This is a genomic window from Candidatus Delongbacteria bacterium (genome assembly GCA_020634015.1).
Classification (GTDB): Bacteria; CAIWAD01; CAIWAD01; order CAIWAD01; family CAIWAD01; genus JACKCN01.
The window spans coordinates 449,624-469,540 of sequence record JACKCN010000002.1 but is presented as its reverse complement, the minus strand read 5'-3'; the positions used below and the strand labels follow the sequence as shown (position 1 = coordinate 469,540).

Here is a 19,917-nt window from a genome sequence, read left to right as displayed (position 1 = left end):
ATCGGCAGCATCCGCTGCTGGTTCTGACCGGCCAGGAGCCGGCTTGGGGAACGATGGGCGCTTCTGGCCGCGTCAGGATGTCCCCGAATTCTTGCGTTATCGTCACGGGCACGGTGTAACTGCAGAAAAAGCACGCTCCAGTTGCCTGGACGGTGAAAAATGGTGAAGCCGGCCAACAGGATCCAGTGGCAGTTTCTGGCCTTTTCTGGCATCAGCTGCCTGAAAGTGCCTTCGCTGCAAGGGGGTGGGCGAACGCGGAATCCCATTCCCGCAAGCCCCCGCTAGGGCCGTGATTCTACGAATTTTAGGCCAATAGCGAAAGAGTTCGCCAAGCCGGTTGAAGGCTGCGGTCCGGCATCCGCGGGATCCGGTGGACATTCCGCCAGCCAGTCTCCCATTCCCGACAGAAATGCCGTGGGAAGTCCCATGCCAGGCGAAAAAGAACGGCCCCGGTCTGGTCGCCGGGGCCGCCGATTTCTGATCAGGGCAGATGGTTCAGTTTCCGCGAGCGACCAGCTGGCGCATCAGAGCGCGCTGCAGGGCTGCTTCGGCTCGCCCACGATCGATGTTCGAATCATTTTCGAGGCGTTTGCGGGCCCGGGCTTCCGCTTCCCGCGCACGCTCGACATCGATGCGTTCGCGTCGTTCCGCAGCCTCGGCAAGAACCTTCACGCCTCCATCCCGGATCTGGACGAACCCGTTGCAGAGCGCAAGCTCCACCCGGGTATCACCGGACTCGGTGATTTCCACCTTTCCGGTACCCAGGCTGGCCATCAGGTCGGCGTGATGCGCCAGGATACCGAAGTAGCCATCTTCTCCGGGCAGGCGCACATGGGTCGCGCCGTGCTCGTAGACCACTCCTCCCGACGGGGTGACGATCTGGACATGAAAGATTGTGTCGCTCATGATTCCATCGATTTGGCTTTGGCAATCACTTCTTCAATCGTGCCCACATAGGCGAAGGCCTGCTCGGGCAGATGATCCACTTCGCCGGCAAGCAGGGCCTTGAAACTGCGCACCGTGTCCTTCAGCGAGACGAACTTGCCGGCCATGCCCGTGAACTGCTCGGCCACATGGAAGGGCTGGGAGAGGAAACGCTGGATCTTGCGCGCGCGTGACACGGTGAGCCTGTCCTCTTCGGACAGCTCGTCCATGCCCAGAATGGCGATGATGTCCTGCAGGTCCTTGTAGCGCTGCAGAATCTCCTGCACACCGGTGGCGATGCTGTAGTGCTCTTCGCCCACCACGTGCGGGTCAAGGATGCGACTGGTGGAATCCAGCGGATCCACGGCGGGATAGATGCCCAGCTCGGCGATCTTGCGGGAGAGCACCGTGGTGGCGTCAAGGTGAATGAAGGTGGTGGCCGGGGCCGGGTCCGTCAGGTCGTCCGCGGGCACGTAAATGGCCTGCACCGAGGTGATGGATCCGTCACGCGTCGAGGTGATGCGTTCCTGCATCGCGCCCATCTCGGTGGCCAGAGTCGGCTGGTATCCCACGGCACTGGGCATGCGGCCCAGCAGGGCGGACACTTCGGAACCGGCCTGGGTGAAACGGAACACATTGTCCACGAAGAACAGCACGTCACGATTTTCCACGTCGCGGAAATACTCGGCGATGGCCAGACCGGACAGGGCCACACGGGCACGCGCGCCGGGCGGCTCGTTCATCTGGCCGAAGACCAGGGTGATGTTCGAATCGTTGATCTTTGCGGGATCGGCCTTGGTGATGTCCCACTCGCCCGTGTCGTGATAATGCTTGGCGAAGGCTTCGCCGTAGTTGACCACGTTGGACTCGAGCATTTCGCGCAGCAGGTCGTTGCCTTCGCGGGTACGCTCGCCCACGCCCGCGAACACCGACAGACCCGAGTGGGCCTTGGCGATGTTGTTGATCAGCTCCATGATCAGCACGGTCTTGCCCACGCCGGCACCGCCGAAGAGGCCGATCTTGCCGCCCTTGGCGTAGGGCTCGAGCAGATCGATGACCTTGATGCCCGTCTCGAGGATCTCGCTGCTGGTGTCCAGCTGGTCGAACTTGGGGGCTTCGCGGTGAATCGGGTTGCGCTTGTCCGTGTTCACGGGGCCCAGGTTGTCAATGGCCTCGCCGATCACGTTCAGCAGGCGGCCACGGGTCGCGGGTCCCACGGGAACCGTGATCGGCACGCCCAGATCCATCACGCTGGTGCCACGCACCAGACCTTCGGTGGCGTCCATGGAAATGCAGCGCACCTTCTTCTCGCCCAGGTGCTGCTGGACTTCCAGGATCAGCCGGTCCCCCTCGCGCTCAACGGCCAGGGAGTTGTAGATGGCGGGCAGGTCGCCCTCGGGGAACTCGACGTCGAGCACCGCCCCGTTGATCTGCACAATCTTGCCTGTGTTCATCTCGATTCCTTCTGTGCGTTCGATGCAAGCAGGTCCGCGGACCCGTGACACAAACTGTCCTAGGAGATGGCTGCGGCGCCGCCCACGATCTCCGCGATTTCCTGGGTGATGGACGCCTGCCGGCTGCGGTTGTACTGCAGGGTGAGCTGCGAGAGCATCTCGCCCGCATTTTCCGTGGCGCTTTCCATCGCGGTCATCCTGGCACCCTGCTCGGCCGCGTAGGAGTCCAGCAGCACTCGCCAGAGCTGGCGATTGACGTGCATGGGCAACAGGCGTCCCAACAGAGTGGCCGCATCCGGTTCGAAGAGAATGTTGCCGGTGGCGTGTGGTCCGTGACCTTCCGCGGCGCTCACGCTGAACGGCAGCAGCACATCCTGATGCAGAATCTGCTGCACGGCACTGCGGAACTCATTGAAGATCAGCACCACCTGATCCACTTCCCCCGACGTGTACAGGGTGCGGATGCTCTCGCCGATGGAGGTGGCGTGGCTGAAATCCAGTGCATTGAACAGGCCGGTCATCTTCTCCACGATGGGTGTGGGGCGACGCTTGAAGAAGTCGTGCCCCTTGCGCCCCACGCAGAACAGCACGGCTTCCACTCCGGGCGGAGTCTCGCGCAGGGCCTGCTGGGTACGACGGATCACGTTGGAATTGAACCCGCCGCAGAGGCCACGGTCGGCCGTGACCACCACATACAGCACACGTTTCAGCGGTCGCTGCTCGAGCAGCGGATGCGAGAAGTCGGACACGGACCCCGCCGTGGTACCCAGCACCTCCTGGAGGCTGATCGCGTAGGGCCGGGCCATCTGGATGGCTTCGGTCGCCTTGCGCATCTTTGCCGCCGCGACCATTTTCATGGCCTTGGTGATCTGCTGGGTTGACTTCACGCTGCCGATGCGGCGCTTGATCTGCTTCAGATTGGGCATGGACTACCCCTCGAAGTTGGCCACGAACTCGCGTCCGGCAGCCAGCACGGCGTCACGGATGTCGTCGGACAGTACACCCGTGTCGCGCAGCTTGTCGTACACCGCAGGGTTCGCGCTGCGGAAGTGATCCACGAACTGGCTGGCGCACTCGCGCACCCTGGCCGCAGCGATGCGGTCGAAGACACCGTTCACGCCCAGCATGATCTGCAGCACCTGGTCCTGGTTCTCCATGGGCTGGTACTGGCCCTGCTTCAGCAGTTCCACCAGACGCTCGCCACGGGCCAGCTGGGCCTGGGTGGCCTTGTCCAGATCACTGCCGAACTGTGCGAAGGCCGCCAGCTCGCGGTAGGACGCCAGATCGAGGCGCAGGGTACCGGCCACCTTCTTCATGGCCTTGGTCTGGGCGTTTCCTCCCACGCGGCTCACGCTGATGCCCACGTTGATCGCAGGACGCACGCCCGAATAGAACAGATCACTCTCGAGGAAGATCTGCCCGTCGGTGATCGAGATCACGTTGGTCGGAATGTAGGCGGACACGTCGCCGGCCTGGGTCTCGATGATCGGCAGCGCGGTCAGGCTGCCACCGGGCTTGCGGATGCCCTGCTTGCGCATCTGCTCGTTCATGGTGCCGTCCAGCTTGGCGGCACGCTCGAGAAGGCGGCTGTGCAGATAGAACACGTCGCCGGGATAGGCTTCGCGGCCGGGCGGACGACGCAGCAGCAGCGACATCTGGCGGTAGGCCCAGGCGTGCTTGGTCAGATCGTCGTAGACCACCAGAGCGTCTTCGCCGTTGTCGCGGAAGTACTCGCCGATGGCAGCGCCGGAATAGGGCGCCAGGAACTGCAACGGGGCACTGTCGGCGGCACTGGCCGTGACGATGATCGTGTGATCCAGGGCGCCGTGCTCCTCGAGGGTCTTCATGACCTTCGCCACGGTGGACCCCTTCTGGCCGATGGCCACGTAGATGCAGACGACGTTCTTGCCCTTCTGGTTGATGATGGTGTCCACGGCCACGGCAGTCTTGCCGGTCTGGCGGTCACCAATGATCAACTCGCGCTGGCCCCGGCCGATGGGAATCATCGAGTCCACGGCCTTGAGTCCGGTCATCAGGGGCTGGTTCACGGGGCTGCGGGTGATCACGCCCGTGGCCTTGCGTTCGATGGGGGCGGACTCACTGGTATCGATGGGGCCGCGTCCGTCGATGGGCTGGCCCAGCGGGTTGACGACACGGCCCAGCAGGGCGCGCCCCACGGGGATCTCCATGATGCGCCGGGTGCGCTTCACGGTGTCGCCTTCGCTGACGGATGTCTCACCACCGAAGATCACGACACCGACGTTGTCCTCTTCGAGGTTCATCGCCATGCCGTAGACTTCGCCGGGGAACTCCACCAGCTCGCCGGCCATCACCTTGTCCAGGCCATGGACACGCGCGATGCCGTCACCCACCATGATCACCTCACCGACTTCCTCCAGATTCAGCGTGCTGGAGAAATCGGCGATCTGTTTCTTGATGATCGAGGTGATTTCCTCGGGTCTGATTTGCATTGCTACTCCTGGTAGTCCGTTGGTTCAGGCGCGGGTCCGCGAAGACCACCGCGCTGGCACCGGGGATCCTCCCGGAACCGGTCAGGCGCTGGCTCGAGCCGCCTTGAGATGACGGCGCAAGGCTTCCAGACGCGCCTTGAGCGACGCATCCAGCAACCGGCCATCCGCGCGCACCGTAAAGCCGCCCAACAGATCGGGACGCACCTTGCGGCTCAGCTCCAGCGTTCCGCCCAGGGGGCCGGAAAGGGCGCTGCGAATTTCCTCTTCAAGTGCCGGATCCAGCACGATGGCCGACTCCAGCTGACCACGCAGAATGCCGCGGCCTCTTTCATGTCTCAGCACGAAGTCCTCGGCGATGCCCTTGAGCCAGGCCGCGCGTCCCTTGCTGACCACGAGGGTCAGGAAACGCAGAAACTGGGGGCTGGTACCCGAAAAGACCTCGGAGAGCACCGTCAGTCGTGTGGCCAGGGGCACTTTCGGGCTGAGCAGCAAGCTGTCCAGCTCCGTGTCCAGAGCGGAGCGCAGAGCCTGTACTTCCAGCAGTCTCTGCTCGAGCTCACCGGCTTCCACGGCCGTTTCGTACAGGGCGCGCCCGTAGCTGCGATCGATGCCCGTGACGCTCATGAGCGGCGTCCCAGGCTGGCCAGGGAATCCCGCACCAGCTCAGCGTGAGTGGCCGGATCCAGGTTCTTGCCCAGCAGTTTTCCGGCAGCGTCCAGAGTCAGGTCCACCAGCTCGCCCTGCAGATTCTGCAGAGCCTGACGACCCTGAAGGGCGATCTCTTCGTTCGCCTTCTCCTTCAGCTTCTGCGCTTCGGCCTTGGCCAGCTCGACCTGCTCCGCCTCGTACTTCTTGGCACGATCGCGGCTCTCGGCCAGCAGCTTCTGGGCATCCGCACGACCCGAGGCCAACTCGCGCTCGTGGTCCTGACGCGCCCGGGCGGCAGCTTCCTGATCGCTGCGCGCCTTGTCGATGCTGTCCTTGATGCCCTGCTCGCGTGCCTTCAGACCCGCCAGAATGGGACCCCAGGCGAACTTGCCCAGCAGGAACAGCAGCAGGGCGAAGGTGAGCAGGGTCCAGAGCACGGACCCGGGATCCAGCGAGAAGATCTGGTTGAGTTTCATCATCGCTCCCGTTCGTCTTCCGAAGGCCGGTCGGAGACTCCGACCGGTCCCTGATTAACCCAGAGCGATCAGCAGGCAGATCACGGCGGCGAAGAAGGCCACACCTTCGATCAGCGCCGCGGAAATGATCATGGCGGTCTGGATCTTGGCGGCGGCTTCAGGCTGGCGGGAGATGCCGTCCATGGCGCTTCCACCGATGCGGCCGATGCCCAGACCAGCGCCCAGTGCCACGAGACCCGCGCCGATACCGGCGCCCATGAGTCCGAGAGTTTCCATCTGTCAAGCCTCCAGAGGTTTGGGGGAAAAAGTGTTTGTGTTGTGTTCGATCAGTGTTGGTGGATCGCTCCACCCACGAAGATTGCCGTCAGCATCACGAAAACGTAGGCCTGCAGGAAGGCCACGAAAAGCTCCAGCACCGAAAGCAGCGTGGCGAAGGGCACGATGCCCAGCGCCAGCAGGGGCACGAGGATCAGGCCCATGAATGCCGCCAGCACCGCATGTCCCGCCATCATGTTGGCGAACAGTCGCACGCAGAGGGCGAAGGGCTTGGTGAACATGCCCAGAAACTCGATGGGCAGCAGGATCGGGGCCACCGCCAGAGGCACGCCATGGGGCATCAGGCCCTTGAAATGGCCGACGACGCCGTGTTCACGGATTCCCGCCAGCTGGATCATCACGAAAGCGCTCAGGGCCAGGCCGGCCGTCACGCTGAGGTTGCCCGTGGCACTGGCCCCGAAGGGCACCAGCCCCAGCAGGTTCATGCCCAGAATGAAGAAGAAGGTGGTCAGGAAAAAGGGCATGTACTTCAGCCCCTCCTCGCCCGTGTTGGGCAGAACCACATCATCGCGAATGAAGATGATGAACACTTCCACCAGGTTGCCCATGCCTCGCGGGCTGGCACTTCCCGCATTGCCGCGCACGGCAAGCAGTGCCAGCAGGACCAGCAGGCCGCCGAACCACATGTACAGCATGTGCTTGCTCACGGGAATCCAAGCCTCGCCCGCCGGACTGTCGACACGCCACTTGATGATCGGGTTGCCCACGCTGGTGGACGCGTGCAGGCCGTCAAGGAATGGCGCACGGATCTTCCAGCCATCGGTTGCGATGGCCACGAAGGGCAGTTCCACCTTCTGCAGGTCCACCAGATGGTGCTCGATGTTGTGCTTGATCAGTTCGCCGCTGGAGTGTTCACCCTCGCCGTGTCCGCCGGCATCGCCATGACCGCCAGCGGTGCCGTGTGCCGCATCCGTGTGTGCGGGAGTGGCGTGTGACTCGGTGGTGGGAGCGGCATGCGGGTCAACGACGGCCTCCTCGTGTGAGGCTGCGGCATCCGTGGCAGGCTGGGTCTCGGTGGTCACCGCATGCGGATCCGCGCTCGGGTGCTCTTCAGCCCGCAGGGGTGACACCGCCAGGTTCAGGCCCAGCAACAACAGCAGAATGGGGAGGTTCAACTTCACGAATCGGTTCCCGTTTTGCGTTTCAGAATCAGGACCCAGACCAGCACCTGCAACAGGCTGGCCAGCAGCAACACCGCAAGCAACACAAGGGCGAAGCGCACCAGCTTCTCGTGTGCCATGACACGCGACAGCACGATCAGCGCGCCGGTGACCAGCGCCAGTTTCAGCAGGAAGGCCGACACCAGGCGGGCCATCATGCTCAGGGGATCACGGCCCACCGCGGGCCGCACCAGCAACCAGCTCAGGATGGCCAGTCCAAGACCGGACAATCCTCCGGCCAACAGTTCATTCATCTCGGGACTCCTCGTCCCGGCGCTGGACGCTCTTCACTGTCAGCAGCAACCAGTAGAACCCCGCCACTCCGGCAATTGCCGTGGACAGGATCATGAGCCAGGGGCGCCAGCCCAGCCAGGCATCCAGTTTGTAACCACCCCAGGCACCCAGTGCGACGGTGAGCCCGAAACGCAGGCCCACTTCCAATAGCTGGCCGGCTTTGGCATACCCGCTGCCGGGGGCGCTCATGGGCGGCTAACGTGAGCCGCCGAAGAGGCTCTTGCCGTCGGGCTTCTTCTCGCCCTTGTCATCGGCGGCCGGCGCGGACACGGGACTGGCGGCGGCAGGGGTGGCGCTGTCGGACGTGGCGGCGCTGCCCATGTTGCACATGCCCTCGAATCGGGCGCCGTCCTCGATCACAAGGCGCACGGTCACCAGATCGCCTTCGAGACGGGACGTGCCCTTCAGCTCGACCTTCTCGCTGGCCTTGATGCCACCCGAAATGGTACCGGCGGTCACGATCTGCTTGGCGCTCAGATTGCCATCGACGCGGCCCGTGCTTCCCACGGTGATGGTGCCTTCGGAGGTCACCTGGCCCGTGAGACGGCCGTCGATGCGCACGGAATCCTTGGACACGATGGTGCCCTCGAAGACGGCGTCCTTGGAAATGACCGTGACGTTCTGGCCGGGAGTCTGGGGTTCCATCTGCTTCTCCTCTGTTCCTCAGTTGACCGGTTCAAGCGGGGCCGTCGCCAGAAAAGGGGCGGGGTCCACGAACCGGGCCTGGCGCTGGATCGCGTAATGCAAGTGGGCCCCCGACTTGCGGGTGGCCGCGGCCACGATGCCCAGCAATTCGCCTCGCCGGACGGATTCCCCGAGACGCACCAGCGGCGGCTGGAGGTGTCCGTACCAGGTGGACCAGTCTTCGCCGTGCTGCAGTATCACCAGCCAGCCCCAGTTCTGGGTGTGGCCCATGAAGAGCACTCTCCCGCTGGAGGTGGCGTACACCGGTTCTCCCGCACGGGCCGCCAGGTCGTAACCCGGGTGTTCAAGATCCCCCGGATGACTGCGCAGCTGAAAACCGCGACTGGCCACTCCGGTCACCGGACTTCCTCTGGGCACTCCGCCCTGCAGAGGTGGCGTACCGCCCGCCATGGCCTTGAGCCGGTTGATCAGACTGTCCGCCGGCACGTGTCGACCGATTGCCCGCGCTTCGGCGAGGCTGAGACCCAGGTGCTTCCGCAGGTCGCTGTTCAGGTCCCGCAGGGCGTCGATGTCCCTGCTGAGTCCTTCGATGCGCAGCACCTCATGTCGCAAGCGTCGGTTTTCATGGTACAGCGACAGATCGCGGGACTTGTGAAAAAGCAACCAGCCGTAGTGCGTCAGGATCACGCCCGCAAGCAGCGCCCAGAGTGGCTTGTTCAGCTTCAACCCTGTCTCCGCGAAATCCTCCGGGACCGGTCCCGCGGCCATGTTCTTTTTTTAACATGTCCGTTGTGGGAGGGGTCGCCGGAAAACCTGACATAAAAAAGATTCTGATGCTTAGAAGCAACCACCGCGGTTCGCCATTTCGTCCGAAATCGTGGTCACGCGTAGTTTTTGATGCACGCTGGACCCTCTGCGCTTGCACTGACTTCCCGGGAAAGGCCAGGATCAATGCCTGGTTGGCGAACGGGATCCCGCAAGCAGGCTGTTGAAATTCTAACCAGCCGAGGGTGTCCACTCTGCCTGACACCACGGGCCAGAAAAATGCTGTGCTGGTTTTCCGGGCTTGTTCCCCTGCCACTCACTTGGGATGTTGGCGACACGCGATCCTGTTCTCCCGGCCAAGCCGGAGAACACCTTGAACTCACTCTGCCCCACCCTGCGGGAAGCCTGCGCTTCCCGTGATGACCTCAGCCCGTCCCCGGATGGCCCTCTGCCCCCCTGGATTCGCTTCGCACTTGGCTGGCAACCACGGGGCGACAGCGACTCATCCGACACGACGCCCAGTTCTCCCGAAGGTCTCTTCGGAATGCTGCTGGATGCGGAGGGTCCGCTGCTGGGCGACGCCATGCCACTTTACGAACAGTTCCGCCATGAACTGCCGGAACAGGCACTCGGGATGAACAAGTCCGAGCTGCTGCGCCTGTGTCACTACCGCGAGCTGCTGGCCAACCAGAACCGCACCGGGCTGGCGCGACGCCTGGACCGGGAAATCGCGCGCAGTGACCATTCCCGACTCTTCCACTGTGAGATTCTGCACCTGTTCTGGCAATGCCGCTGCGGGCTCGGCCCGCTCGCGCGCAAGGCGGCGGACCGGGAGTTCATGTTGCGCAGCGAACTGGGCAGCGGCTGGCGCCAGCAACGGGCACGCTGGCAGAGCCTGGGGGAACCGGCGCGTTTTCTGGCACCCATCCTGCGTGGGTCACGCGAGCAGGGCATTCTGTTCCATCCGGCCCAACTGGAGCCCCAACCCGGCTGTGATCTGGCCCGACTCGATGTGCTGGTGCGCGGGCTGGGCAGCGGTGCTCTGGCGTCTTTGCTGGACGTGCTGGGGCGGAGCCATCGTCTGGAGATCAGCATCGATCCGGATGGCTGGAAATCCCTGCGTCCGCTGCTGGTCAGCCTGCTGGCGGGTGCCTGCCAACCCTTCAGCGAAGTGCCTGTGTCCTGCCTGCCCTGTTCCCTGCCCGATCAGGCCGACTCCCTGCCGATGGCAACTCTGGTGGTGCACAGCCCCAATGGACACGTACCACCCGACAATCACCTGCCTGCGGGCAACTGGCGTGTGCTGCTGCTCCACGACCGGGTGCCTTCGGTTCCCGATGGATACACAGGTCTGCGACTGGAATGGAAGACGCTCGTGGGCGACTGGGTCAACGCGCGTGACGCGGAGTCCTGCGGCGTGATTCCTCTGCGGCAGTACGTCAACGAACTGGAGCAACGCTACATCCTGGAGGTGCTGCGCCATCATGGCGGAGTGAAGACCCGGGCCTGCGAAAGCCTGGGAATCACGCGGCAGACACTGTACGCCAAACTGGGCCGGCGACCGCCGACGGCCGGAACCGCACGCTGAGACCGCTGGCCTCAGGACGGCTCGCCGCGCGCGGAGGTGTCCTCCGCCGTCAATGGCCCCAGCATCAGGTTGCCCAGACGATTGGCAGTGGCGCTGACCACCTGGAACTGCAGGCCGTCCACGGTCACGCTTTCGCCCCGGGCCGGGATCCGGCCCAGTTCGTTGGTGAGCCATCCTCCCAGGGTTTCCCACTCCGTGTCCGGACAGGGCTTGCCCAGGCGCTCGAAGAAACTCTCGACCGAGATCCGGGCATCGGTGAATACGCGCCCGTCGGCCAGGACCACCGGCGCGGGTCCGGCGGTATCGTGCTCATCGTCGATGGCACCCAGCAATTCTTCGACCAGATCTTCCTGGCAGACGATGCCCGCCGTGCCGCCGAATTCGTCCAACACCACCGTGATCTGGGTGTTGGCACGACTGTACTCCGCCAGCTGCTGTTTCACGCTGCGGCTGTGAGGCGCAACCGGAATCGGGCGCAGAATGGCCTTGAGACTTTCGGGCTTGCGGAAAAGATCCGGTGCCATCACGTAACCCAGTATGTGATCCAGTGAATCCCGGTAGACCGGCAGTTTGGTGTAACCATGCTGGATCACGGCTTCGCGAAAATCCTCGAGGCTGTCGTGTTCTTCCAGGGCCACGATCTCGGTCCGGGGCGTCATCACTTCCTCAAGGCTGGTTTCGCGCAGGTCGAAGACCCGTCGCGCCATCTGCTTTTCGCGGTCGCGGGAACTGCCGGGGGTTTCCGCGCTGAGCAGAAGGTCCATGTGCGCCCTGAATTCCCGGAAGAGCACGGCGCTGCGATTTTCCGCCTTGCGCACACCCAGGCGTGAAATGCTGCGGATCAGCGGGATGAAAGGCGAGAGCACCAGCTGGACCAGCCAGACCGGCCATGAAATCAGAGGAAAGATCCGGTTGCGCAGCAGATGGAACACGATCTTGGGCAGCAGCTCGCCGAAGGTGAAAAGCAGGATCGTGGTGAGCACGAGCGTGAACAGCGAAGACAGGCCCGAGTCCAGCAGCGCCAGGGCCATCAAGGTGCTGAAGCCCACGTTGAAGAGGTTGTTCCCGAGCAGGGTCGTCACCAGGAAGTTCTCGGGATGTTCCTGGTAACGCAGGGTCAGCCCGGACCCCAGACGCTTCTCCTTGTGCCACAGGCGCGGCAGCAGTGGATTGAGGCTGGTGAATGCGATCTCGGCCCCGGAGAAGAATCCGGAGAACAGCAGAAGGACAATGCCCAGCAGGATCTCAGCCGCGCTCACAGGATTTCTCCCTTGCCCTGCAGGATCAGTTCCAGATCCTCGCGGCACCGTGTCACCAGCGAACGGGGCACGGCCAGTTCCAGCACCAGATCCTCGGCGGCCTGGGTGCTCAGCTCCAGCGCATGGAGTTCGCTCATCAAGCGTTTCACCCGGGTCAGGGCCGACCAGGGCATGCGCACACGCAGGGGCAGTCGCAGCACGCGCGTATCACGGGTCAGGCCTTGCAGGGCCAGCCGTGCAGTGTCGGCATACGCGCGGGCCAGTCCTCCCGTACCCAGTTTGATACCTCCGAACCAGCGCACACAGACCACCTGCAGATCACTCAATCCCGATCCCTGGATCTCGCGCAGCATGGGCAATCCGGCGCTGCCCGAAGGCTCACCGTCGTCGGAAGACCAGGCCTCGGCTTCTTCAGGGTGCCCCAATCGGGCCGCGCTGCAGTGATGTGTGGCTTTGTGATGCAGTGCACGCTGGGCCTGAAGGAATTCGTGGGCCTGGTCGCGTGACTGGATTGGACAGGCGATGGCCAGAAACCGGCTGCGCTGGACCACCAGCTCCGCTTCGGCGACCGACGTCGGCACGCAATAGTGATCCAGTTCGTGAAGGGCGGTGCTCATTCCGCGGAAGTCGATCCGCGCCGCTTGCCGGAATCGCCTCCCCGTTGCCTCAACTGTTCCAGTGCGGCGCGGGCCGCATCCTGTTCCGCCCGTTTCTTGCTGCTGCCGGTGCCCTTGCCCAGAACACGCTCGGCCATCTGGACTTCCACGACGAAGAATTTGCTGTGGTCGGGGCCGATCTCGTCGATCACCCGGTAGACGGGAGTGCCATGATTGCGGCGCTGGCTCAGTTCCAGCAACTGGCTCTTGTAGTTCTGGTTGCGATCGAGCACCGCTTCCAGATCCAGATCCATGAGGATGGCCTTCTGGATGAACTCGCGTGCCACATCGATGCCGCCGTCGAGATACAGGGCACCAATCAGGGCCTCGTAGGCATCCTCGAGGATCGAGGCCCGGTCACGCCCGCCCGTGCGGATTTCGGACTCCGAGAGCAGCAACCAGTCGCCCAGCCCGATGTGACGCGCACGCCCCACCAGATAGCCGCCGGAAACGATCACGGACTTGAATTGGGTAAGATCCCCTTCCGCAGAGGTGGAAAAGGTGCGGTAGAGGTGGTCGGCCACGCAGAGGTCCAGGACCGCGTCGCCCAGAAATTCCAGCCGTTCGTTCGAGATGTCCGACACGGCCTCACCCTGCCCCAGAATGGAGCGATGGCGCAGACTGGTACGCAGCAGTTCCGGATTCCGGAAGCGGTAGCCAATGCGGTCTTCAAGTCCCTGGAGCTCTGGATCCCGCTGTGGGCGTCGACGGGAGAACAGACCGAAAAACTTCATGCCGACGGCCGATTCCTCAGTTGTCGTAGCGCCCGACCACCAGGCTGGCATTGTGACCGCCAAAGCCGAAGGTGTTCGAGAGCGCAGCCTTGATCGACGCCGGTTCAGCCTTGTCCCGCACGATGTGCAAGGTCACGTCCGGATCCAGGTTCTCGATGTTGATGGTGGGCGGTACCAGTCCTTCGCGCACCGCCAGCAGGGTGGCGAGGAACTCGATGGCTCCCGCGGCGCCCAGCAGGTGCCCCGTCATGGACTTGGTGGAGTTGATCAACAGTTTGCCGGCCTGCTCGCCGAATACCCGGGAAATGGCCTGGATCTCGGCGATGTCGCCGGCCGGGGTCGAGGTGCCGTGGGTGTTCACGTGGCCGATGTCCGCGGGCTGAAGCCCCGCATCCTTGAGGGCGATCCGCATCGAGCGCTGGGCCCCTTCACCTTCGGGGGCAGGCGCGGTCAGGTGGTGGGCATCCGCCGTGTACCCGCGGCCCAGGAACTCACCATAGATCCGGGCACCGCGCTTGAGGGCATGCTCCAGCTCTTCCAGCACCAGCACCGCACCGCCTTCGCCCATCACGAAACCATCGCGGTCACGGTCGAAGGGCCGGCTGGCGGTCAGGGGGGCATCATTGCGGGTCGAGAGCGCCTTGAGCGCGTTGAATCCGGCCACGGACAGCGGAGTGATGCTGGCTTCGCAGCCACCGCTGATGACCATATCAGCCTCGCCGTACTGGATGGTGCGAAAGGCATTGCCCAGGGCATGGGAAGAGGAGGCGCAGGCACTCACGGTGACGTAGTTCGGCCCCTTGAAGCCGAAACGCATGGCGATCTGCCCAGCCACGATGTCCGAGATCATCATGGGAATGAACATCGGGGGAACCCGGCCGGGCCCCTTCTCCATCAGGATGCGGTGGGTGTTTTCCAGCACGGTCATGCCACCGATGCCGCTGGCCATGATCACTCCGACCCGCTCCATGTCGAGGGCGGACAGGTCAAGACCCGCATCGTCGATGGCCAGCATGGTCGCGATCATGCCGTACTGGCAGAACGGATCCATGCGCTTGGCTTCCACCCGCTTCAGATACTGCTCCGGATCGTAGTCCTTGAGCTGACAGGCAAAGGTGGTGTCGTAGCCCGTACAATCGAACAGTGTCAAAGGACCGGCTCCCGAACGCCCTTCGATGAGCGCCTGCCAGAATGCTTCGACGCCGGTGCCGATGGGACTCAGCACCCCGGCTCCGGTGATCACGACTCGACGTTCAGCGTGCATGGTCCGGTTCCCCAACCTGTCCCCGGGCCCGTTCGGCCGCACAGGGGTAAAAAACAAACGGCGGTCGACGGGAAAGCTCCCTTCGCCGCCATGTGCGTGTCATGCGCGATGCAGGCCTCAGCCCACAGCCTCTTCGAGGAACTTGCAGACAGCGCCGACGGTGGTCAGGCTCTGGGCAGTCTCATCGTCCACCTCGACACTGTAGCGGTCTTCCATTTCGTTGACGATCTCGAAACGGGCGATGGAATCGGCACCCAGATCGCCGTCGAACGTGGCTTCCATGGTGATCTTGGCTTCGTCATCAATGTCCAGATTGTTCAGAATGATCTGCTTCACTTCATCAAAGTACTTGGACATGCCTCTCTCCTGTGTTGCTGTCAGTGTCGTGGGGTGGCCCGGAATGAAGGCGCAAAAGTACTCATGAAGGGCCGTTGAAACAATGGGCGACCCGGAAGCCTCTCGGACCCGGGAGCATGAATGGACATGGTGGCCATATGGGCGCCACAGATCACGAGCACACAGGCTCGACAGCCTCCTAGAGCCCCAGCCCGCCATCCACGGACAGGACCTGTCCCGTGATGTACGCCGCGCCCGGAGAGGCGAGAAACTCCACCGTGCTCGCGATGTCCTCCGCCGTGCCGATGCGGCCCAGCGGAATCGAGGAACGCATCTCGTCGGCGGCCTTGTCCGCGATGGCGGCGGTCATGTCGGTCTCGATGAAACCGGGGGCGATCGCGTTGACGCGGATTCCGCGACTTGCCAGTTCGCGTGCCAAGGTGCGGGTCAGACCGATCACGCCGGCCTTGGCCGCCGTGTAGTTGGCCTGACCGGGATTGCCGGTGAGCGCCACCACGCTGGTCATGTTGATGATCGCGCCACCGCGTTTCTTCATCATGCCTTTCACCGCATGGCGCACGGTGTTGAAGCAGCCTTTCAGGTTCACGTCGATCACGGTATCCCACTGGGCTTCGGTCATGCGCATCACGAGCATGTCCTGGGTGAGGCCGGCATTGTTCACCAGCAGATCCAGCCCACCACCTTCCTCTGCTTCGATGCGGGCGATGAGTTCACCCACGGCCGCGAAATCGGACACATCACAGGCGGCGCCCTTCATGGGCAGGCCCGGGGCCGCGACCAGTGCCTGGGCCACGCTTTCCTCGTTGCGTCCTGTGATCCAGACGGTATGCCCGGCCTTGGCCAGCCGCAGTGCGCAGGCCGCGCCAATGCCCCGTGTTCCGCCGGTGACCAGCGCCAGTTGGGTGCTCATGCGTTCTCCTCCAGGAAACTTTCCAGATCCGCGGCCGTGTCCAGGCTGCGAACGGGGCACTCGTCCGTGATGCGTTTCATCAGGCCGGCCAGAACCTTGCCCGGGCCGATTTCCAGCGCGCGGGCGTGTCCGTCGGCCACCAGCGATTGCATCGCCTGGGTCCAGCGTACCGGTTCGGTCAGCTGGCGTGCCAGCAGGTCGCGGACCTCTTCGGGGGTGTCGGCCCGTGCTCCGGTCACGTTGCAGTAGACGGGAGCTTCGCCCTGACGGATCGTCGTGCTGGCCAGTTTCTCCAGCAGCCCCTGGCGCGCACTCTCCATCAGGGGACTGTGGAAGGCGCCCGAGACCACCAGCTTCTTCAGCAGGCGACCGCCCGCTTCCTTGAGCAGGGCCAGCGCGTGATCCACGCCTGCGTCACTGCCCGAAATGACCACCTGGCCGGGACTGTTGAAATTGGCCATCTGGACCACGCCGGTTTCCTGACTGGCCCGGGTGCAGACCGCTTCGATCACGGCGTCGTCCATGCCGATCACGGCGGCCATGGTCCCCGGTGAATCCAGACCCGCCTGATACATGAGGGCACCCCGGGTGGCGACCAGCTCGGCCCCGTCGACCGGGTCCAGCCAGCCCGACGCAGCCAGGGCACTGTACTCGCCCAGCGAATGCCCGGCTACCGCCGCGGGCCTGAACCCCCTTTCCTGCAACAGCAGCGCCAGTGCCAGGCTGTGGGCATAGATCGCGGGTTGGGTGATCGCGGTCTTGCGCAGCTCTTCGGCGGGGCCTTCGGCGCTCAGGCGTCGCAGGGGCAGTCCCGTACGCTGTTCCACGTCCTCGTAGAACTGTGCGACACGGGGATGGGCAGCCACCAGATCGGCGGCCATTCCCACATACTGAGCGCCCTGGCCGGGAAACAGCCAGGCATGGGAAAGAGACATGGATACTCCTGCAAGAATGCGTGTGTCAGAGGCGCACGATGGCCGAGGACCAGGTGAAGCCACCACCGAAGACCGTCATCAGGCAGGTGGAACCCGGGCCGACCCGTCCTTCGCGAATGGCTTCGTCCAGCGCGATGGGAATCGAGGCCGCGCTCGTGTTGCCGAAACGGTCCACATTGATTTTGGTGCGTTCCAGGGGAAAGCCGAAGCGCTCACACGTGGCTTCGATGATCCGGATGTTGGCCTGGTGTGGTACCAGCAGGTCGATCTGGTCCGGAGTCATTCCCGCCCTGGCCAGCACCTGCTCGACCGAATCGGCCATGCAGGCCACCGCATTGGTGTAGACCTTGCGGCCGTTCATCTTCACGGTGTGATCCCCGGCTTCCAGGGATTCGGGGCTGAGCCGGCGCAGCGAGCCGCAGCCCGGTGTCCAGAGCAGTTCGGCCAGATCGCCATTGCTCTTGCTGTAGGTGGCCAGCACGCCCGTGTCATTCGTGGACGGCCCCAGCACCACGGCCCCGGCGGCATCGCCGAAGAGCACGCAGGTGGTGCGGTCGTTCCAGTCGATCATGCTCGTGAGCACTTCGCCACCGATGACCAGGGCATGCTTCTTGACTCCGCAGCGGATCATGGCATCGGCCAGTTCCAGACCGTAGACGAATCCGGAACAGGCGGCCGAAAGATCCATGGCGGCGGCATTGGAGGCACCCAGTTTGGCCTGGACGAACACGCCCGTAGCGGGAAACTTGCAGTCACCGGTCACGGTGCCCACAAGGATCAGGTCCAGATCCGTGGCCTCCAGCCCGGCGGCTTCCAGCGCCTTGCGCCCCGCATCGGCACACAGGTCGGAGGTGACCACGCCATCTTCGGGGCTCACGATGTAGCGCTGGCGGATGCCCGTGCGGCTGAAGATCCATTCGTCGCTGGTATCGACCTTCTTCGCCAGATCATCGTTGGTGAGCAGGGTGGGGCCGGTCTGGAAGCCCGTGCCAAGAATGCGAGAGCGGGTGATCATTGTCGTTCCTGATGTTGGACCGGAGTTCCGGGCGTGATACCGGATCGCCGGATGGGCGGGCCTCAGGCCGCGGGTGTGTCACCCGGGGTGCCGTTCCGGGCGGTGTCCGCGGCCAGGGCGGCCACGGTGCGTTCCAGTTCGGCCCGAATGCGCGCATTGAGGTCGCCATCCACCATGCTGCGTGCCACACCGATGGCGCTGACGAGTGCGGCCGCCGAGGAGCTGCCATGGCAGATGATGCTGGTTCCATTGACGCCCACGAGGGGAGCGCCGCCATATTCTTCGTAATTGAATTCCTGTTTCAGCTCGTGGATCGCGGGACGCAGCAGCAGGGCTCCCGCCAGTCGCAGCCAATGGCCACGAATATGCCCTCCGAGGCGGGACTTGAGCAAGGGCAGGATCGACTCGGCGAACTTGAGCACCACGTTGCCGGTGAAGCCATCGCAGACCAGCACATCGGCTTTGCCCGCAAGGATGTCACGACCTTCGAGATTGCCGATGAAGTTCAGCCCGCTGCTCCTCAGCAGGGCATGGGCCTCCACGACCACGCGGTTGCCCTTGCCCGGCTCTTCGCCAATGGAGAGCAGGCCCACCTTGGGCTGTTTGATTCCATGAACCGTGTTGGCGTAGCAGTGCCCCATCCAGGCATACTGCAGGAGGTCGGCTGCGCCCGCGTCACTGCTGGCGCCCACATCCAGCAGCACAAGTGGTCCGCCGCTGGTGGGCAGCACACTGATGATCGCCGGGCGGCGCAGATTGTCGATGCGCCCCAGATGTTTCATCGACGCGGCCACCTGGGCGCCCGTGGAGCCGGCGGAGACCACGGCATCCACGACCCCCTGACGGTGCAGATCCAGAGCCACCGCGATCGAGCTGTCGCGTTTCTGGCGCAGCGCGGCAAGCGGGGAATCATCCATGGTGATCACGGACCCGCAGGCAACCCGCTCCACCTGGGGCAGGTTCAGATCCGGCAGCTGGTCGGGAAGACCGACCAATTTGATGGACAGCTCGGGCCAGCGGACCACCGCCAGGCGGACCGCTTCCAGCACCACGCCTGGAGCGTGGTCCCCACCCATTGCATCAAGGGCAAGACGCATTGCGTTGGCCTTCCACAGCGGGGGCGGATCCGGACAGCCCGGCCCGGACAACTGGAACCGGACCCATGCGGGTCCGGAGCGCCGGCAAGGGTTTCAAGTCGGCGGTATGATCCGCCCGTTCACCGGGAGAATTCCCGGACGTCGTCGTCTACTTGACGGCGATGACCTGACGGCCCTTGTAGTGACCGCAGTTGGCACAGACATGATGGCTGCGACGAGCCTGCCCGCAGTTGGGACAGGTGGACCAGCCCGAAGGCACCAGAGCGTGATGGGAACGACGCTGGTCCCGGCTGGATTTCGATGTCTTTTTCTTGGGTACCGGCATCTGCCCGTCTCCTGCATGCTGGAAGCGTTGAGTGTTTCAGATCTTTCGATTCGCCAATGCCTGAAAAGGAGAATTGGCCGGTCCGTCATTCGAACAGGCGCACTCTTCGGTATTCAGGTCGCGGCCGCAACCCGCACAAAGCCCCCGACACTCTTCCTTGCAGAGGCAGGGACTTTCACGGGCAATCATGATTTCATCGCGGAGATCCAGAGACAGGTCAAGGATGTCATCCTCGGGCCGGATCAGATGGACCTCATCGGGATCGGTTCCGCCGGGCAACTGCTCGCCCTCATGGGCCAGCAGCACGAAGTCGGTCTGCAGGCGCCGCTGCACGGGAACGGCGCAGCGGTCGCAGATCGTGCGGGCCACGGTGGCCACTGACAGCTCGAATCGAAGCCAGCGTTCGCCGCGCTTCACCTCGAGAATGCTGTCCACCGCATCGCTGAACTCCGCTTGATCCAGGTCCAGCAAAGCAGGATTCTGATGGTCCTCAAAGCGGACCTGCCCGTTTCGCAGGTTTTTCAGCAGGAGTTTCATAGCCGGGGAATATACCGCCGGGTTCAAGCCGGAGTCAAGAGCAAGCTCCAGACAGTGCGGTTCTTTC

24 protein-coding genes are annotated in these 19,917 nt (G+C 63.8%); 1 reads left to right on the top strand and 23 read right to left on the bottom strand.

The features are described from left to right. Positions 1–495: 495 nt before the first annotated feature. The 12 genes from atpC to H6678_05985 form a co-directional block, all read right to left on the bottom strand. Positions 496–906 (bottom strand): ATP synthase F1 subunit epsilon, encoded by a 411-nt coding sequence (atpC, locus tag H6678_06040; GenBank protein MCB9473352.1) that lies wholly within the window; start codon positions 904–906, stop codon positions 496–498. Next, a complete protein-coding gene (gene atpD, locus H6678_06035) occupies positions 903–2,378 on the bottom strand; it encodes a F0F1 ATP synthase subunit beta (GenBank protein MCB9473351.1) in 1,476 nt (491 codons plus the stop codon). Before atpD ends, atpC begins: the two co-directional genes overlap by 4 nt. A 59-nt stretch (positions 2,379–2,437) precedes the next feature. Further along, positions 2,438–3,304, bottom strand: coding sequence for an ATP synthase F1 subunit gamma (gene atpG, locus H6678_06030; GenBank protein ID MCB9473350.1), 867 nt, complete (start codon positions 3,302–3,304; stop codon positions 2,438–2,440). Between the two features lie 3 nt (positions 3,305–3,307). Beyond that, a complete protein-coding gene (locus H6678_06025) occupies positions 3,308–4,849 on the bottom strand; it encodes a F0F1 ATP synthase subunit alpha (GenBank protein MCB9473349.1) in 1,542 nt (513 codons plus the stop codon). Between the two features lie 81 nt (positions 4,850–4,930). Beyond that, the gene (gene atpH, locus H6678_06020; GenBank protein ID MCB9473348.1) at positions 4,931–5,473 is read right to left on the bottom strand and encodes an ATP synthase F1 subunit delta; all 543 of its coding nucleotides are present in this window, start codon (positions 5,471–5,473) and stop codon (positions 4,931–4,933) included. Then, entirely contained in the window at positions 5,470–5,973 is a 504-nt protein-coding gene (gene atpF / locus H6678_06015; protein ID MCB9473347.1) for a F0F1 ATP synthase subunit B, read from the bottom strand. The genes atpH and atpF overlap by 4 nt, the downstream gene beginning before the upstream one ends. Before the next feature lie 54 nt (positions 5,974–6,027). Further along, the gene (gene atpE / locus H6678_06010) at positions 6,028–6,249 is read right to left on the bottom strand and encodes an ATP synthase F0 subunit C (GenBank protein MCB9473346.1); all 222 of its coding nucleotides are present in this window, start codon (positions 6,247–6,249) and stop codon (positions 6,028–6,030) included. 50 nt (positions 6,250–6,299) lie between these two features. Beyond that, positions 6,300–7,430, bottom strand: a complete 1,131-nt coding sequence (gene atpB / locus H6678_06005) for a F0F1 ATP synthase subunit A (protein MCB9473345.1) — start codon at positions 7,428–7,430, stop codon at positions 6,300–6,302. Then, entirely contained in the window at positions 7,427–7,723 is a 297-nt protein-coding gene (locus tag H6678_06000; GenBank protein MCB9473344.1) for a hypothetical protein, read from the bottom strand. Before H6678_06000 ends, atpB begins: the two co-directional genes overlap by 4 nt. Further along, on the bottom strand, positions 7,716–7,952 hold the full coding sequence (locus H6678_05995) for an AtpZ/AtpI family protein (protein MCB9473343.1): 237 nt from the start codon (positions 7,950–7,952) through the stop codon (positions 7,716–7,718). The genes H6678_06000 and H6678_05995 overlap by 8 nt, the downstream gene beginning before the upstream one ends. Before the next feature lie 6 nt (positions 7,953–7,958). Next, positions 7,959–8,408 (bottom strand): polymer-forming cytoskeletal protein, encoded by a 450-nt coding sequence (locus tag H6678_05990; GenBank protein MCB9473342.1) that lies wholly within the window; start codon positions 8,406–8,408, stop codon positions 7,959–7,961. Between the two features lie 18 nt (positions 8,409–8,426). Continuing rightward, entirely contained in the window at positions 8,427–9,134 is a 708-nt protein-coding gene (locus tag H6678_05985; protein MCB9473341.1) for a peptidoglycan DD-metalloendopeptidase family protein, read from the bottom strand. A 673-nt stretch (positions 9,135–9,807) separates the two neighbouring features. Between H6678_05985 and H6678_05980 the strand changes: the two genes are divergently transcribed. Continuing rightward, a complete protein-coding gene (locus H6678_05980) occupies positions 9,808–10,761 on the top strand; it encodes a helix-turn-helix domain-containing protein (protein MCB9473340.1) in 954 nt (317 codons plus the stop codon). A gap of 11 nt (positions 10,762–10,772) precedes the next feature. Here the strand turns inward: H6678_05980 and H6678_05975 are convergent, their stop codons facing one another. From H6678_05975 to H6678_05925, 11 genes are all read right to left on the bottom strand, one after another. Beyond that, a complete protein-coding gene (locus H6678_05975; protein MCB9473339.1) occupies positions 10,773–12,020 on the bottom strand; it encodes an HlyC/CorC family transporter in 1,248 nt (415 codons plus the stop codon). After that, complete coding sequence (locus tag H6678_05970; GenBank protein MCB9473338.1) at positions 12,017–12,637, bottom strand: YigZ family protein; 621 nt, start codon at positions 12,635–12,637, stop codon at positions 12,017–12,019. The genes H6678_05975 and H6678_05970 overlap by 4 nt, the downstream gene beginning before the upstream one ends. Further along, entirely contained in the window at positions 12,634–13,410 is a 777-nt protein-coding gene (gene rnc, locus H6678_05965) for a ribonuclease III (GenBank protein ID MCB9473337.1), read from the bottom strand. The genes H6678_05970 and rnc overlap by 4 nt, the downstream gene beginning before the upstream one ends. A 16-nt stretch (positions 13,411–13,426) precedes the next feature. Then, entirely contained in the window at positions 13,427–14,674 is a 1,248-nt protein-coding gene (fabF, locus tag H6678_05960; protein MCB9473336.1) for a beta-ketoacyl-ACP synthase II, read from the bottom strand. A gap of 117 nt (positions 14,675–14,791) precedes the next feature. Then, positions 14,792–15,031: an acyl carrier protein gene (locus H6678_05955; GenBank protein MCB9473335.1), complete on the bottom strand. Its 240-nt coding sequence runs from the start codon at positions 15,029–15,031 to the stop codon at positions 14,792–14,794. 178 nt (positions 15,032–15,209) lie between these two features. After that, positions 15,210–15,941: a 3-oxoacyl-[acyl-carrier-protein] reductase gene (gene fabG, locus H6678_05950; GenBank protein MCB9473334.1), complete on the bottom strand. Its 732-nt coding sequence runs from the start codon at positions 15,939–15,941 to the stop codon at positions 15,210–15,212. Continuing rightward, the gene (gene fabD / locus H6678_05945; GenBank protein ID MCB9473333.1) at positions 15,938–16,876 is read right to left on the bottom strand and encodes an ACP S-malonyltransferase; all 939 of its coding nucleotides are present in this window, start codon (positions 16,874–16,876) and stop codon (positions 15,938–15,940) included. The genes fabG and fabD overlap by 4 nt, the downstream gene beginning before the upstream one ends. A 25-nt stretch (positions 16,877–16,901) precedes the next feature. Then, positions 16,902–17,891, bottom strand: coding sequence for a ketoacyl-ACP synthase III (locus tag H6678_05940; protein MCB9473332.1), 990 nt, complete (start codon positions 17,889–17,891; stop codon positions 16,902–16,904). Positions 17,892–17,953: 62 nt separating this feature from the next. Further along, on the bottom strand, positions 17,954–18,988 hold the full coding sequence (plsX, locus tag H6678_05935) for a phosphate acyltransferase PlsX (GenBank protein MCB9473331.1): 1,035 nt from the start codon (positions 18,986–18,988) through the stop codon (positions 17,954–17,956). 148 nt (positions 18,989–19,136) lie between these two features. Further along, the gene (gene rpmF / locus H6678_05930; GenBank protein MCB9473330.1) at positions 19,137–19,313 is read right to left on the bottom strand and encodes a 50S ribosomal protein L32; all 177 of its coding nucleotides are present in this window, start codon (positions 19,311–19,313) and stop codon (positions 19,137–19,139) included. A 36-nt stretch (positions 19,314–19,349) separates the two neighbouring features. Beyond that, on the bottom strand, positions 19,350–19,850 hold the full coding sequence (locus H6678_05925) for a DUF177 domain-containing protein (protein MCB9473329.1): 501 nt from the start codon (positions 19,848–19,850) through the stop codon (positions 19,350–19,352). Positions 19,851–19,917 lie beyond the last annotated feature (67 nt).